The organism is Coraliomargarita algicola (genome assembly GCF_033878955.1).
Classification (GTDB): Bacteria; Verrucomicrobiota; Verrucomicrobiia; order Opitutales; family Coraliomargaritaceae; genus Thalassobacterium; species Thalassobacterium algicola.
On sequence record NZ_CP138858.1, the window covers coordinates 624,663 to 640,947 of the forward strand.

Here is a 16,285-nt window from a genome sequence, read left to right on the forward strand (position 1 = left end):
GGCAGCGCTGTAACTGTCGGTCGAAACGGCTTCGCCGATCCGCTACACACGTAGAAGTTATACCAATTCGAAAAAAGTTTGGTCCTAATATATATATTTTTTTTGTAACCTCGGTTCTAGGAACCGGGGCGATGCCGATCGCTCCCCGAAACAAAGTTTCGAGGCTACGCAAAGGCCAAGCTTATAGATCATATATTCTTAGAAGTGGTATTATATCAGCTTTTCTTTCAACATGGCTCTACCATAACTAACTGATTAACAATGGATAGCTTCTGTCCATCGAGCTCTGAATTCTGAATACAATTCAGATTAAAAAGAAAAACTAACGCGTGAAATAAACCTCCGCAGATACTTGCCCTGGTATACTATAACTGCCGACCAAGACCCGAGACTGCGGAAGGTATTGCATATAATTAAACGATCACACGGAGTTCGAAGCAGCTACGAAAAATCAACCACCGGCACGAACTGCTTGATACCCACGCGCAATGAGTTCAGCGCAAACTCGATCACACACATCACCTTGCAACTCGACTACGCGCCCCTTCAAAGTGCCCCCACAGGCGCATATCTTTTTCAGCTCAAAAGTCATTGCCTCAAGAGTGCTCAAAGGAATGTGTGAGGGAAACTCTTTTAGGGTGGTCACGGTTTTCCCACCACGTCCCGCTTTTTCCCGCCGCACTTCAACTCGGCCCTTAGACTTTTTCTTACTGGAGTTCTTTTTAGACAATGAAGGTTGAGGCTTCAACTCACCTGCGGGCAGACCAGTCGCAGTAAGCTCTGCAAAAGGATTCGCACCAAATGAATCGTCAGCTTCAGTGGAAATTTTTCCTTTTTTATGTGCACTCATAATTGATGCGGGATTGTTGGATCTGCGAGCCATGCGAGTGCTTTCACATAGCTTCGTTGGGATAGATAATGTTTAAGCTTGATCGGTGTGTCCGAGGCATTTGCGACGCGATCCAGACGGGCCAAGACGAGAACCATCGTCTCCCCCGCATCAATCGCCCGCTGCCCAGTGATGCCCTCTAGGTCTAATTGTAATTGCTCCGTATCCATAGGATATAAGCAATGCTCTGAAGCGAGAAGCGCAAGAATGTTTAACCCACTTCTTCTTTGAGCAGGTCACTTAATTCTTTTAACAACTCAGGGTCTTGCGGCGTCGTCAAACTCTTGAGTTCCTCATCGATTTTCGCTTCCTGAGGCGGACGGAAGATGCCAAGCGTCAAATGAATTAACCAATGCAAGACCCCCTCACTCTGTGGATCATTCAGATACATCAGTTCGCGGCAAAGATAAGCAGAGTCATGCAAACGAATCAGCAAACGAGGTTGATGATTACAAAAATAGTGCAAGCACTTGATCACTTCTGGTATCAGGCGAGTTTCTACCACACTCGGCATTTCCATTCGCTTGCTCGATAAACGACTCCGCTTACGACGCCGCTCGTGATACTCTTGCACCGAATTCAACTCATGTTGCTTGATGCGATTGAGTGTAAATGAAAGTGCTTCGGGTAAATGAAAACCGCGATGCCCGAGGCGATATGGAAAATATCGAGTTAATCCCTTCTCGTCACCATGGGCAAAAACGTTTTGCAGACTTCTATAGCAGCCCCCGATCCACGCTTTGTCAGAAAGGCGATCTAGAAACTCCATCAGATCGACAAAGGTAAGAATCTCCTCTGCCTCACATAGTTCCCGTAGATCGTTGTCCAAATTGGCCAAGGCGACAGGATAGTCCTGATACAAACCGAACTCCTCGACGAAGCGCATACGCTGATGATATGCCTGCTTATCAATGCCATCAAACGAGCCCAGCTCATTGCACTCTTCTTCGAAGAGAAAAGTCGCTTCGCAAATCTCCAAGAGTTGAGTGGCGCATCTCAAATCCAGCTTCTCGACCTCGATGAGCTCCTCAAAACTGAGGTAAATGTAACGGGCAATGGTGTCTCCTTTAACAGAACCCGGCCTAGACCATGCTTTAGTTCCAGTATTACGAGCGAGTGCGGAAACACTTAAATCCTCAAAAGGAGAACCTTGAGCACGATAAGCGGCCTTATCCCAACGAGCCGCCAACTTTTCAATCGGGCTTAACGCGCCTCCATGCTCTATCTGATCCTTCTTCATGAGCCCCATAGTAAGGCATCCTAACCCTAAAGACTAGAACAAATTACGTCGCACTGGCTAAATCAGCCCCCGCGTTACGATTGGTCTGCGCCATCGCATTCACATTATGAGCCAACATTTCTTCCGCCAAGTCATTATAGTCCTTACCGACCCCTTCAGCGACTTCGCGACTCTCGACCAAGCAGACCGGCAATCCTAATGTAACGGCACGTCGAACAATAGTGGCGTCGCGGATACAAGCATCGTAAATCTTCGCCTCATTAGAGACCAGTCGCTGCTTCTTAAATTGATTAAGTCGCAGTTGCATACGCATCTTAGGCACACCAATATCAACGTTCGCTTTAATCGAATTGAAGATCACTCCAGAGACACGAGCAAAATTACCCATTTCAGGCACACGGAAACCTGCTGAACGGCGGTAGAACAGAAGTAACTTTTCGATCATCAAGGTAAACCCTATCAACGACAGCGCATCTGGATTAGCAGGTACATAGAGTTCATCCGCGCTGAAGATTCCGAGTTGCGATGCGTTCAGAATATTGGGAGGGCAATCGTAAAGTATAAAATCATAGTCATCTTCGACCTCACGAATCTGCTCATTGAAGATTAAATAATGCGGATTCTGAGGGTCGATCTTATACTCGTTCTCAATATCGATCAGGTTAAAAGTGGTAGGTAATAAATCCAAACCGGGCAATTGCGCATTCCCCTGATTATCACGCACCACGTCTTTCACGATAATGTCCTTAATACGATCATCACCCGGATCGAAAATCGAAAAGACCGATCCACGCTTCTCCATGTTAATACGGTTCCAGCGTTCGATACGCAATAGCCAGATACTGGAGTTCGACTGCGTGTCGAGGTCACACAGTAAAACACGCTTGCCACGCTGAGCAAGGCATGAGGCTACGTTGACTATGAGCGAAGTCTTCCCGACCCCACCTTTGTAGTTAATGAATGCTAACTTACGTGCCATAATTTGAACTTTCCAGTATGTGTAAAAATCGTGATGTGAAACGGATATAAAGTATCTTAAAACTTAGAATCAAACTCGTCCATTGTGGGCAATTCTTCAGAGAAACCCACTGCAAAATCGCCAAATTCCTGATCTCCATCAGTGCCGGTGCGCAAGGCTGGCTCTTTCTGATTCGATAAAATTCTCTCTGAGATTGCGTTATCGATATAAATTTCGGCCCAATAGCCATTCTCAACCTCATAGTCATCCGGCACGTAACCATACTTATCTAGAATCTCAAGTATCAGCGACGAATCTGGAGTTGCAGAGAATCCGCTCAACATACCACGCTCTTCATGTGCATTGACGGCTTCGTCTACAATAAATGGAGGTACAATCCCATCGTATGAAGGATGAATATTGTGTTGCGATGCCCACTGAATCCAACGATCGCGATCAACCGAACGCTCAGTCTTGGAGAGCGCCTCGTAATAGTAAACTTTGCGACGCGTGAGACGGCGGACCAGTGCACAAGCCTTGACATCCCCATGTTCAATTTCGAGCCAATCGCCACGACGTGGTTCTTCGATAGGATTACGAGTTTGTGAGATATCCTCGGGCGCTTCAACAAAGTCTTTACCGCCAGTGAAACAATATTTCACATCAGTTTCACCGTGACGCATCACGTCCAACTTCCCCTTTTTAATTAGCTCCTCTTGAAACTTCTCCGCATCACTACGGGAAGAAGCCCACATATATTGAGTGATAGTGGTGGTGACCTTAAATTTACGTTGAATGGACATGTTGTTTATTTAGAGTGATTGATATTGTTATGATATAGATTAAAAGCGTCTTTCTTAACTGGCCGCTTGTTCAGAAGCCGTGGAATCATCGGCCTCATCGCCTGAATCGAGTCCGGGGATTGCATGAAGCATATCGGACGCGGATTGAAAACGGTCTTCAGTGTCGTAGGCCAGTGCCTGCTTCACCCAAGCATCCCAACGGGGATTGATCCCATTGACTGCCTGAGTCGGCAAGTCCAGCGATAGACTATGACGGCCGGTGAGCATACGGTAAGTGATTAAACCCACTGTATAAAGATTACTTGCGATGTCAGGCTGCTTGCCTGCCCGCTGTTCTGGACTGTAATACTCAAACGAGTTTAGCAGCGAAGGTAATGCACGACTAAAGCCTGGAAGTGGATCAAAAGGAGTCGGCTCCAGACGCACATCGTTACGAAGGAGATGAAAATCATCCCAAGCATGCCCAATCAGGTCCGTAACTCCGAGTTCAGAAATCTTCACGCCTTCGTCAGTGATCAAAACATTCGCAGGCTTCAGATCCGCATGTATAATACCTTCGTTGTGGGCATGATCCAAGCCCAGCAACAGATAATACAAGTAATAATTGACCTCTTCTTCACTGAGCGGCCCTTTATTATTACGCATGAGATCCTCAAGAGTGCGAATGGTCACTTTATCCGCAGTGAGCTCCCCCTCGATATATTCCATACGCAACCAATAAAACATGTCCTCTTCACCGAGATCATCGATGCGCAAAATATTCGGATGATCCAACCGAGTCTGAATACGTGCCGCCTGTTTAAAGACAGTCGCTCCATCTTCACCATTAAAGCCTTTAGGAATCACCTTAACCGCAAACTGCTTCCCAAGCATCTCGTGCTGAGCGAGATATACCTCTCCAATCGCACCTTTACCAATAAACTTTGCAATCTGCAAATTACCCAAGCTCATGCCCGGTTGAAGCGAGCTTAGCTCGTCGGTGAATCCCATACCTGAAATATCCATAATCATTGGGGCAAAATATTAAGTTAGAGTAGTTAAGTAGACTAGTAGATTTTTTAATTAAAAACGTTTCTTAGGCTTTGAAGGTGCCTTGAGTCGAGATGGCGCATTCGGAGCTTTTGCAGCAGGAGATGAGCCAGGTTTCTTCGGTGGCGTAATCCCTGGACGACCGGGCTTACGCGGCGGCATCGGCCGCGATGGCGCAGGCTTTGAAACTGGGGCAGGCTTCTCGGGAATCGCAGCGGGTTCCTCATCATCAATCTCTCCATTCAAGAATTGAATAATTGGGTCGTCTGGATTCCCAGTCTTAAGTTTCTCAGGGCGAGCGGGTTTGGCCGGCATTTCCTGAACTGGCGCTAGAGTTGACTCTGTCACAGGCTCTGGATGCTCCGCCACAGGCATGGGCTGCTCTGCGGCGAGCTCAGCCTCAGCCGTATGTTCAACCGCAACAGGCACTTCCTCGGCAGCATCTTGGGACTCTTCCACCTCTGGTAAAAACTCATCCGCAGATGCAATCAGCGATAAACTCACAACCAAAACAAAGTCAAACGTAATAAAGTTAATGAGGAAAAGCGTCACCGCATCACTTAAGCCGCAAACATTTGCAAAAGCTAGAATAGGCAATAGTGCTGGAATTAACAGCAAGCCATAAATCAAAATCTTATCCGAAGTTTGATTTAATTCTTGATGACGCGCCTTTGCCAGACCAAACGCTGTCATAGAACGCGCAATCGGGACGATCATTAAGAATCCCGCCAAAATAGATGAGAGTAAAGCAGCATTGGTCTTAATCCCAGAACTCACTCCACAGGCAGTCAGAAAAAAGATAAGCCCGTAAATCCCAGCATCAATCAAAGCCGCCTTCGTATTAGGCTGATCGCCACGTGCTAGCAAATTGCGAGTGATAAAGCCCACAGCCGGGCCCACCAGCACCCAAACGGCCATAGTCAAAAAGAGCGGCGCAGTGCTGACCGAATTATTAATGTGCGATGCGTAGAGGTAAGTCGCAAAAAATCCATGCAACATGATGACGACGCCCGCAATTGCCATCGTCTTAGCACTCACGACAAAGCGCTCTTCGGCCAGTTTCATTGCCTTTTTAAACAAGATGACAGCAACGGCCCCCGCCAGCAGGAAGTTCAGAACAAAAGACGCATACGTCACCATCTGAAAGCTTGTAATCGGGCCAGACTCGGACACAGGTTCCACCTCAACGGGCTGCAACAGAGCTGACTTTACTGGCTCACCCGCAGTCGACTTCAGAACTGGAGCTACTGCCTTTGGCTGCGCAGGCGGAGGGGTAACATCCCGGGTCTGCGAAAGCAGTGAGACTTTACCAGTTGTTTTCTTCGGTTCAACCTTCAGCTGCGCCTGCTTCGTTTGAGCCTTAGCTTTCGCCTTCGCTTTGACTTCAACTTTCGGCTCCACCTTAGCCTTAGCTTCCGCGACGGTTTCAACTTTTGACAGAACTGGAGTCGGCGCAAGAAGTGGTTGGCGGCCATCATTCGACTCCGAAGTTTTAACTGGTGGAATTGAAGTGAGTAATGTTGCTTTCTCAGACATAATAGTTGCGGAGGAACCGCTGACACATAGGGGATGCTGCAGTATGGCCCTGACAACTAGGCCTCGTAAAGTCACAATATCGTCAAGATGAGGTTTTTACACTTTCTTAAATCACTTATCCAACACAAAACGTAATTTCCCCTTAAAAAATAGTTAATAATCCGAGAATTTATAAGCGATATACCCCATCAATACGCATCTAACACGACAAATCATAAGCTACTTACAGACATAAATTACGTATACAATAAGGCGAAAGTTGATAAAACTAACAACTAAAATACGTAATCAAAGCATCGACCTACATCCATTCACGTCCTATATTTAGCACAAATCGGCCCCTAATCGGCCTCTGGCGACTCCATTCACCCCATCTTCAGACAGCGTACAACTCAGGCAAACAGCCTAGCCGACCGAACTGCATCAACTAGGTCGTCGATAAAACGTAATTCACTCTCAAATGTATGAAATTCGCTTCAGGCTCGAAAAGTAACTCGACGCGGCGCAAGGCATCAGCAACGTTGAAACGATGTCCTCTGGTCTGGAAGCAATTGCAAATGAATTAAGACGCTTACAACGCGATGGTGTCAATCGGGTCTTTGTTGAAGACGACACCATGCGCCTGATTACGTCCCGAGCCACCGAACAGGCCCGAGACACATCCGCCGCCGGCAACTCGCGAAGCCAGAGAGGCCCCGCATCTACCCAACACAGCGATCTAAAAGAACTGATCAACAACGCGCCACCGCCTCCTCCCCAAAGGGCCACCGAGGCTCCCAAGGCTCCACCGCTACCCGAGCCCCCCGAAATCACACTGCCCCCCGGCGATGCCACCACGCAACTCGCCTGGCTCAAGGAACAAGTGCTGGCCTGCGAAGTGTGTCAAAAGCACCTAAGCCCAGAAGGCAAAGTCGTCTTTGGCGCAGGGTCTCCCGAAGCAGATATCTTTTTCTGCGGCGAGGCCCCCGGCACCGAAGAAGAACGCACAGGGGAACCGGCCGTCGGCAAAGCAGGGCAACTACTCTGCAAAATAATCAGCGCCATGGGACTGTCACGGCAGCAGGTCTACATTACCAACATCTTAAAATGGCGCCCTGAGCACGACAAACCCTACGGCAACCGCCCCCCCACACCCGAGGAGATGCACTTCTCACTCCCCTACCTGAGAGCTCAAATAGAGATCATCAAACCCAAAGTGATTATTGCGCTGGGTAATGCAGCCGTGACGGGCCTACTCGGGCCCGATCCCGAGCGTAAGCTAGGATCCGTGCGAGGCACGTGGGCCTCTTTCGACAATATTCCAGTCATGATCACCTTTCACCCCTCCTACTTATTGCGTAACGGCACCCTCAAAACAAAACGAATGGCCTGGGAGGACATGCTCCAAGTCATGGTAAAATGCGAGCTGGATATCAGCGACAAACAACGAAGCTTTTTCCTCCCCAAAGCATAGTCGCGTAGAATAAATTTCTGACATGGCGCAAACTAAGATACAACGACACTACCCGATCGCGGGACTCGAATTTCGGGATTTTTGGGATATTTGTAGCCGCTTCCAAACCGTACATTCAGAGTATAAATACGTCTATTTCACAGTCGACGGCTTCGAATCTTTCATCGTGTTGGACGAACCTGAAGTTTCCAAAGTTCTTCAACGGCTAAAAGGCAAAGAAGAACGCGTGCGTAAATACTCTGCCCGCTTCTACACCAGTCGCACCCAGCACAGCGAAGGCTACGGAGTCTCCGAATTACAATATCGCCCCGTATCCTATGATCGCTACCGACAAGGCTTAAGCTTCTACAGCGACTCTGTAGCCAAAGCGAACTACTACCAATTCGAAGAAGAAGTCTACACAAACTACCCCTTCATTGAAGACAACGAGCCCGAAGTCGAATTCGGTAAGCCCTGCGAAGTACTCGCCCTGGTGATCGATATTCGCGGCTTCAGCATCTTTTGTGAAAAACCAGAAATCGAATCGCCCTATATTTGCGGGCTCATGTCGGCATTCTACCACATGGTCAATCGCGCCCTTCAACGCTTTCCACCGGAAATGACCAAATTCCTAGGCGACGGAGTGCTCGCAATCTGGGAGACCAGCCCAGCCGACCGCGAGATCGCAGTGCGCGAAGCACTCAACGCAGCGCTCAACCTCCGCCACACCTGGTCCATCGTCAAGGACAGTCCCCACTTCACCCACGGCGCGCCCCAGGATATCGGAGCCGGAATCTGCTTCGGCCTCGCGAGTCACCTCGAAGTGGGCAACGACTATATCGGACGCCCCATCAACATCGCCAGCCGCCTCTGCAGCGCCTGTCCCGGCGATCGCGTCTACGTGGATCGCGCAGTGCCCAACCTTCCGCTGGAAATCAAAAAACAAGAATACGTCACTCACATCAAACCATATGGGCGTCACAACGTATGGGCTTACTCCACCAAACCACAATAGCTGTCAGTTTTCAGTGACAAACATCGACTCATTTGCTAATCAAATTAATTTCATCTAATTACTATGCTTAACGGAATCTCTCCTCTCATCAGTCCCGAACTCTTGAACGCCCTGTATCGCATGGGCCACGGCGACGAAATTTTACTCGCAGACGCCCACTTCCCAGGCGACAGCTTTGGACAGCGCGTAATTCGCGCGGATGGCTTGAGCATCCCGCAACTACTAGAAGCCATCCTGCCGCTCATGCCGCTCGACCCTTATGTCGATGCCCCCCTCGCCATGATGGCCGCCGTCCCCGGTGACTCACTAGACCCCACCGTCGAGGAAGCCTATCGCAAAGCCATCGGCAAAGCCGGCGTCGACCTCAAGGTAAACATCGAACGCGTCGAACGCTTCGCCTTTTACGACCGCGCAAAAACAAACTACGCCGTCGTCATGACAGGCGAAATGGCCAAATACGGCAACCTGATCCTAAAAAAGGGCCTAGCCAATATCTAGGCCCAGCTCGTTCATCCTAGAGGACAGAGGACAGAGGACAGAGGACAGAGGACAGAGGACAGAGGCATTATAAGGCCAGCTCTGAATCTGCAAGCAGTCATGGCAGTTCTCGTCTCGCCAAAATGGCACATGCATCGACCCTCACAACTAATTATCAGTGAACGGCTTCTAATCCCTAACCACTAAATTCAGACATCTGAATTTTGAATTAAGGTTAATTCACCTGAGTTTCGAGGTATTGCTTAACCTCCTCAGTCGCATCCAAATACTCGGCCAATACTTGTATTAGGTCCACAGTGTCCCCCCGCCCCTGCCGCCTTCGAAACCAAGCTCAACAAAGCCCGCTAAAGCAAACAAGGCATGATGCAGGAGTTACTGACGGGTAAAACCCGTCTAGTAACTCCTGCATCAAATGGATAATTGAGAGTTGATAATTGATAATTACTTACGACGAAAGTGCACATCATCCCACACCTTATGAAATTATACATTATCAACTATCCATTCTCAATTAACAACAGGGTGGATAATTGATAATTAGCTGACGCACTGAACACATGGAGAACTGAAATTGATGAAAGAGAATGTAATCAAAAACAAGAGCTTCGCCTTCGCGCTGCGAGTGGTGAAGTTGGCGCAGTATTTGCAAAAGGAAAAGCAGGAGTATGTGTTATCCAAGCAAGTGCTACGTTCGGGCACAGCGGTGGGAGCACTCGTTCGTGAAGCTGAACACGCTCAGAGCAAAGCTGACTTCATTAACAAGATGAGCATTGCCCTCAAAGAAGCTAACGAAACCGAATACTGGATCGACCTACTCCACCAATCCGATTATATCGACGACAGTAATTACCATTCAATCCAGCCAGATATAGAAGAACTGCTCAAATTGCTGATCAGTATCGTGAAAACGAGCAGAGCCAAATAATTATCCATTCTCAACTATCCATTATCAATTTGCGTAGCATGACATTATCCATTCTCAATTCTCCACTATCAATTATCAACTCTCCACTATCCATTAATACTGCCGGAAAGACGAGGTTGGTGTGAGTGTCGCTCAACTTGACCTGACAACCGCAAGAACACCAAGTGAATACATCGCTTGGTTTAGTCCCATTTTGGAGCAAATCAGCGAAAGGGAAGACAATCGCGAAGCTGCACTGCTACATGAGAACGAATATAAGTTCTTTTATGAGGAACTTTTCCCACTCTACTGCCTGCTCAAGCTCAAAGAACAGGATTGGAGCGAAGCAAGGTTTCAGCCGATCAAGGGCAACCAGAGCTACGATGTCAAAGTAGAGGGACTCCCGATTGAATTCCTAGAGATTACGACAACGAATTTTGATGGTGATGAGCGCTTTCGAATGCAGCAGTTAATGACTGAAGGCTCTGTCGATGCGCTCAACCCAATTTGCCACGACGAGCGAGGCAGACCTGTCGGGATTCAGAACGAAGGTGAAATGCGGGATCATCAACAACTCATAGTCGAAGAAACTCAAAAAATTCACGAGAGAATTACCCGTAAAAACTCAAGAACCTACCCTTCCAAAACAGCGCTGCTCGTTTACTACAATGATTACAAGTGCTACCCCAGCGAAACGGACAGGTCAGCCTTTGAAGCGCTCGTTAATGAACTTCATCCGCAGTGGAGCGAAAATTTCACTGCCCTCTTTCTCGTTGGTGCAAAAGGCGAGCAGACCTTCGAGTGGCTGACTCAAGATATTAGATAAATGAAAAAAATTCCATTCACCCCCCAAAAAGACTTTCTAGCCAGACTATCAAACGCAGGCTCTCTGCAAGCACTTTCAGAGCTCATTTGGAATGGTTTGGATGCGGGTTCCGATACCATTGAAGTTGAACTAGAGCGGAACGGGATGGAGGGCCTCGAAGAGTTGCGAGTCATCGACAGAGGAACTGGCATCTACTATCCACATCTGGATTCCCTGTTTGGCGATCTCGGTGATTCTTGGAAAAAGAATAAGACACGCGAGAACGGCCGAGCCATCCATGGCAAAAAAGGGCAAGGCCGACTCAAAGCTTTCGCACTCGGGAATGAAGTCCGCTGGAGAAGCACTTACCTTGAAGACTCAAAGAAACGGGCATACACGATCCATGGACGAGACGGCGAGCTGCAGGCATCCGATCCTGTTACGGTCGATGAGAACAAACCTGTGGGCACAGAGGTGATTGTTAGTTCAATCGTAAAAAGCCACGGAGCCTTGCTTGACGAAAGCGCCCCTTCCGAAATCGCTAAGATATTTGCGCCCTACCTAAGCCAGTATCCAAATGTCAGTATCGTATACGATGGAGCAACAGTAGATCCATCTGCTCATCAAATTTGCACAAAAGACATATACCTCGACCCCATACAGCTAAGCGATGGTAAGACGGTCAACGTATCTGTATCGGTGGTCGAATGGAACATTGAGACGAAGCGCGAAATTCATCTCTGTGATGCAAATGGAGTCTCACTCTACGAGACAAGTGCATTGGGTCGGATCAGGGCACCTGGCTTCCATTTTACGGCTTACATCAAATCGGACTATTTCGTTGAACTCGACCAAGAAGGTAAGCTGATTCTGGACGATTTACTGCCGGATGTGGACTTAGTGCTAAAGAATTCAAAAAAGGCCATTAGTAAGTATTTCCGTCGCCGTCTAGCCGAACGTCAAAGTGGTGCAGTCGAAAGATGGAAAGCTGAGGAAATTTACCCTTTCGAAGAGAAGGAGCAAATCGACCCAGTCGAAGAGGCTGAGCGTCAAGTTTTCGACATCCTAGCCATCAATGTTGAGTCATACTTACCTTCGTTCGACGACGCAGACAAGAAGACGAGGAAGTTCACATTTAAACTTATTGCTCAGGCGCTGAAGCAGAATCCTGAGTCCGTCCAAGAAATTATCAGCGGCGTCCTCAACCTAAAAAAGGAAGACCAAGAAGACCTCGCAGAGCTGATGCGTCAGACGTCTCTAACTTCGATCATAAGCACTGCAAAGACAGTGGCTAATCGACTCAATTTCCTAATCGGCCTTGAGGATCTACTTTTCGACAAAGAATCGAAAAAAAATTACTGGAGAGGGATCAACTGCACAAAATCTTGGAGAATGAAGCTTGGATCTTTGATGAAGAGTTCGCGCTATCAGGCAGTGAAAAGCGACTCGACGAAGTCTTGGAAATACACATCGGAGAGCTTGGAGATCGTGGTGAACCCGTCCTTCGAGAGGGTGACAGAGAGGGACGCGTGGATCTAATGCTAAGCAGAGTCATTCAACCGCGCCACGAAGAACGCGATCACTTGGTGGTAGAGCTAAAACGCCCAAAACAAAAAATAACATCAACTGTCCTTAATCAGGTCGAAAGTTATGCGATCGCGGTAGCTCACGACGAGCGCTTCCATACCGCAAAAACGAAGTGGCGCTTTATCGCAGTCTCCAATCAATTTGATGAACATGCCCGGCGAAAAGCCCGGCAACGTAATAAACCCGAGGGGCTCGTTTTCGATGACGCTGACTTAAATATAGAAGTCTGGGCATTTGAATGGACTGAGATCATTGCCAATGCACGTGCGCGCTTACAGTTCATCAATCAAACACTTAACTACGAAGCAGACCGAGAAAGTTCGAAAGCATATCTAAAGAAGGCGCATTCGAGGTTCATCCCTGAACTCACTGAAGATGATATTAATGAACAAGAAGAGGTCACTGTGGTAGGCACTGAAAGTATATTTTAAACGTATTCTACTATTTTTAATTGGTAAGAGCATAATGTCCGTAAAAATACAAACGAAAGCAAAGGACTTCCCTACAGGTAACTCATTTAGAGTATCTAATATAACTACAGATTTAAGCTATACTTTGGTTGAACTTGCTCATGCAGCAATCACAGTCGGTCACGGTCATAACTGGAATCTAATCCTAGGTAATTCAATTGGCGGGCAGATGGAGCTAATGTGGAAATTAACTGCATTTCTAACTGCCGTTGAAGAGCGACGTCATCACGACTGGGGAGGACCAACTAGTAGGCTCACACAAACAGAACGAATGGCACGGATGGACCCCTCTGAACGTCGCGCATTGAACTACCACTTAGGCATGACTCTGTCATGCGCTTGGTCTAGGAAGCAACTAGGAACTCCTTGGCTACAACATTTAGATATCTACGGAGAACAATATGACACGGTGCTACTTGACGGACGTTCACGCCCCGATCTCATTGGGCGAACATCATCAGGGGATTGGGTAGTCATAGAAAGCAAAGGATACTCAAGTAAACCCAGTAGCAGCACCGATCCATTAAAGTGCACCATCAGTAAAGCTAAAGCTCAGGCGCAACGGGTCGTAACTATCGGAAGAGACACTCCAAGTATACTGATAGCATCATTTGCCTACTTTTATAAGGGTCGTCGAGGACACAGATTCACACACCCTGCGATAGCGATGGAAGTGTATGATCCCCCGACATTTGAGGACGACGGCGAAAAGAATACAGAAGTAGTAAATCCGATATATTTACCTAAATGGTCATCAGGACAGTTTCTGACTGACTATTACTCTAAATGGTCACCATTCTTCTCAAATAAGGACCAACTATCTGAAGACGGAAATTTGCTGCTTCGCAAGTTCGAGAACTTTGGAATCACGATCGGGATTAATAGTGAGCTGTTATGGCTTCTCCAATCATCGGAAAGACAGGAAAATTACTCCGATAAAATTGCTCAAATTCTGTCAAACTCAAACGATTTGAATAGCAAAGACACATACTCTCCTGGTGATGGAATTAGCCTTACGATGGAAAGTGAATGGCTAGAACGCTTCTCAAAAAAATAAAACTAAATAATGACGGTTCAACTACTCATTCCCGCGGCTACTGCTAAACCCACACACACATGAACATGTCAAGCGATTCTCCTTCAACCTTTGAATCGATCTTTTTTAAAGATAAGGTTGCGGTCAAAATGAGTGTTCCCGACTATCAACGCGCCTTCTCATGGGAGGAAAAGCAGATTGAATTGTTCGTGTTAGATCTCAGTAAAAACATGAACGACAGTAATGGGTATTACTTCGGGCACTTCATTGCAGAAGATCTAGGACAGCACTGGGAAATCGTCGATGGACAACAACGCATAACCACCTTTGTGCTATTTCTAATGGTGTGCCAAGAGCTTTCACCAGAAGGTTCACATGCATCCGTCTATTCGTTAATCGACCGTTTCTCAACAGTCAGCTACGATGTTGAAGCACTGAAAGCGATTCGCGCCAACTTGGGGAGTTTCCTTAAGGCTAATCAACAGTTTGATGGAAAAAATCCGCCGTCTGACGAATTTATCATTAAAGGCCTTTCATTGCAGGATACTTTCATCCGTTCCAAGAGTGCCTTTACCCGTTCTCAAAGAAGGATGGTGCTAGCGTTATTACAGTTCACAAAGGCATTCATAAATAAGAAACTGAATCGAGACATGATCTCGAATTACATCGATGTGATCATGAAGGCGCACTGCTCGTATCACCGAACAACTGACAAGTCGGTAGCCGTCAATATTTTTGAAATGCACAATACTCGTGGCATGCCCTTAACCACTCTCGAAATCCTGAAAGCTACTCTGATGAAATTTGTCTTTGATCATGGTGGCGTGGATAGCAAAGCAGATGTAGAGAAAATCCAGAGTGAGTTTGGAGCTATCTACGGAATGGAAGAAGCATTAGCGACTAAAAGCTTCCGTGGAGAGATGACAATAGAACAGCTTCTCCGCCTACATCTCAGAGTTGTGGACGATGGCACAAAAAAGGCGGCAGATGACTTTCAGTATCCTCCGCCGAATGCCAATTCTGAGGCACTTATCAACTATGTAAATACAAAGCTGCGCTACAGCGACCGCAACAACGGCCATCCTAGGACATCTGAAGAAGGCACTAAGTATGCGCATAATCTAGCAAAAGAGTTAAGGAAGTCGGTGCATATTATGAGTGAGCGCTTACCCGCCTGGGACCATGATGGGGATTTGGTTGGCGACGTATTGATTCTAGAGCGAGAGTTGAGCTGTCAGTTCTTCCTTATAATCTGCCGTAGTTTAGCAAGTCATCCAGAAGGCACCGATGGGAAGGTGGAAGAGTCGACATTGTTGCTCTGGGAGAAACTACTGTTCACTCGAGATTTCCACGGGAAGTATTACAATCTAAAAGGCAGCAGAGATAATTTCCCTGTCTTGTTTACGTCACTGATATCAGGCGAGAAAGAGGTAGCAGAAGTCATTAAAGGTTACTTGAATGAGGGCTTCCGTTCAGATCGAACAAGTAACCTTCAAAGCATTGTCACCACCTATATAAAAGAGCATAAAGACCGCATATTGAACAACGCTTTCTACACTTGGAAATCAAAGATGATTTATGCCATCTACAAGTACGAAATAAGCAAGGGGTCGAACATTCGTGAAGTAATGAAAGGCACAATCTCTGTGGAACACATTCTACCTCAAGATTGGCAATGGGCTTGGATTGACGGTGTCGAAGACCCCGTCAATCTATCACAGGATCAGAAAGACTCCCTTCTCAAAGAAGTAGGAAGCTATATAAATGGCTTGGGCAACTTATTGCTACTTACACCCAACGAAAATACCTCAGTAGGAAACAACCATCCAGCAGACAAAACTTACAAATGCGACGGAGGGTCATATGAAAGCCATAACAGCAATCGAGAGGCATGGAGATCGTCAGAGAACTGGAAGAACCTAATCGATATACGCGGCGATGAAATATTCAATTTCATGCTCCAAAATCTAATTGGCGACTCTAGAGCACCAGAGCCCTCAACAACGCCATCTACAACTGCTATGAGTATCATGCCCATCAAAAGCTAGTCACATTCTCAATTATCCACTATCCATTCTCCATT

General features: G+C 47.1%; 16 protein-coding genes. 9 read left to right on the forward strand and 7 right to left on the reverse strand.

Translation table 11 applies throughout. From position 1 onward, the window contains the following. Window positions 1-451: 451 nt before the first annotated feature. Genes SH580_RS02480 through SH580_RS02510 form a run of 7 tightly spaced genes read right to left on the reverse strand, consistent with a single transcriptional unit; the run spans window position 452 to window position 6,455 of the window. Window positions 452-850: a translation initiation factor gene (locus tag SH580_RS02480; RefSeq protein WP_319833427.1), complete on the reverse strand. Its 399-nt coding sequence runs from the start codon at window positions 848-850 to the stop codon at window positions 452-454. Beyond that, window positions 847-1,059, reverse strand: a complete 213-nt coding sequence (locus tag SH580_RS02485) for a hypothetical protein (protein WP_319833428.1) — start codon at window positions 1,057-1,059, stop codon at window positions 847-849. Before SH580_RS02485 ends, SH580_RS02480 begins: the two co-directional genes overlap by 4 nt. Window positions 1,060-1,100: 41 nt before the next feature. After that, the gene (locus SH580_RS02490; protein WP_319833429.1) at window positions 1,101-2,129 is read right to left on the reverse strand and encodes a hypothetical protein; all 1,029 of its coding nucleotides are present in this window, start codon (window positions 2,127-2,129) and stop codon (window positions 1,101-1,103) included. A 43-nt stretch (window positions 2,130-2,172) separates the two neighbouring features. Next, complete coding sequence (locus SH580_RS02495; RefSeq protein WP_319833430.1) at window positions 2,173-3,108, reverse strand: ParA family protein; 936 nt, start codon at window positions 3,106-3,108, stop codon at window positions 2,173-2,175. A 56-nt stretch (window positions 3,109-3,164) separates the two neighbouring features. Then, window positions 3,165-3,890 carry a hypothetical protein gene (locus SH580_RS02500; protein WP_319833431.1) on the reverse strand — a complete coding sequence of 242 codons (726 nt, stop codon included), beginning with the start codon at window positions 3,888-3,890 and terminating at the stop codon, window positions 3,165-3,167. Window positions 3,891-3,944: 54 nt separating this feature from the next. Beyond that, complete coding sequence (locus tag SH580_RS02505) at window positions 3,945-4,901, reverse strand: serine/threonine protein kinase (RefSeq protein ID WP_319833432.1); 957 nt, start codon at window positions 4,899-4,901, stop codon at window positions 3,945-3,947. Window positions 4,902-4,952: 51 nt separating this feature from the next. Further along, window positions 4,953-6,455, reverse strand: coding sequence for a hypothetical protein (locus tag SH580_RS02510; protein ID WP_319833433.1), 1,503 nt, complete (start codon window positions 6,453-6,455; stop codon window positions 4,953-4,955). Window positions 6,456-6,984: 529 nt separating this feature from the next. Here SH580_RS02510 and SH580_RS02515 point away from each other — a divergent pair. The 9 genes from SH580_RS02515 to SH580_RS02555 all read left to right on the forward strand — a co-directional run bounded on the left by SH580_RS02515 (window position 6,985) and on the right by SH580_RS02555 (window position 16,250). Further along, window positions 6,985-7,908 carry a uracil-DNA glycosylase gene (locus SH580_RS02515; protein WP_319833434.1) on the forward strand — a complete coding sequence of 308 codons (924 nt, stop codon included), beginning with the start codon at window positions 6,985-6,987 and terminating at the stop codon, window positions 7,906-7,908. Between the two features lie 22 nt (window positions 7,909-7,930). Further along, window positions 7,931-8,902, forward strand: coding sequence for an adenylate/guanylate cyclase domain-containing protein (locus tag SH580_RS02520; protein WP_319833435.1), 972 nt, complete (start codon window positions 7,931-7,933; stop codon window positions 8,900-8,902). A 63-nt stretch (window positions 8,903-8,965) separates the two neighbouring features. Then, entirely contained in the window at window positions 8,966-9,400 is a 435-nt protein-coding gene (gene fucU / locus SH580_RS02525) for an L-fucose mutarotase (RefSeq protein WP_319833436.1), read from the forward strand. Window positions 9,401-9,974: 574 nt separating this feature from the next. Continuing rightward, a complete protein-coding gene (locus SH580_RS02530) occupies window positions 9,975-10,325 on the forward strand; it encodes a four helix bundle protein (protein ID WP_319833437.1) in 351 nt (116 codons plus the stop codon). A gap of 121 nt (window positions 10,326-10,446) precedes the next feature. Continuing rightward, window positions 10,447-11,130, forward strand: a complete 684-nt coding sequence (locus SH580_RS02535) for a hypothetical protein (RefSeq protein ID WP_319833438.1) — start codon at window positions 10,447-10,449, stop codon at window positions 11,128-11,130. After that, a complete protein-coding gene (locus tag SH580_RS02540; RefSeq protein WP_319833439.1) occupies window positions 11,131-12,648 on the forward strand; it encodes an ATP-binding protein in 1,518 nt (505 codons plus the stop codon). It abuts the gene before it with no gap. Continuing rightward, window positions 12,639-13,127 (forward strand): hypothetical protein, encoded by a 489-nt coding sequence (locus SH580_RS02545; RefSeq protein WP_319833440.1) that lies wholly within the window; start codon window positions 12,639-12,641, stop codon window positions 13,125-13,127. The genes SH580_RS02540 and SH580_RS02545 overlap by 10 nt, the downstream gene beginning before the upstream one ends. Window positions 13,128-13,161: 34 nt before the next feature. Next, window positions 13,162-14,223, forward strand: coding sequence for a hypothetical protein (locus tag SH580_RS02550; protein WP_319833441.1), 1,062 nt, complete (start codon window positions 13,162-13,164; stop codon window positions 14,221-14,223). Window positions 14,224-14,288: 65 nt separating this feature from the next. Further along, window positions 14,289-16,250, forward strand: a complete 1,962-nt coding sequence (locus SH580_RS02555; protein ID WP_319833442.1) for a DUF262 domain-containing protein — start codon at window positions 14,289-14,291, stop codon at window positions 16,248-16,250. Window positions 16,251-16,285: the final 35 nt, after the last annotated feature.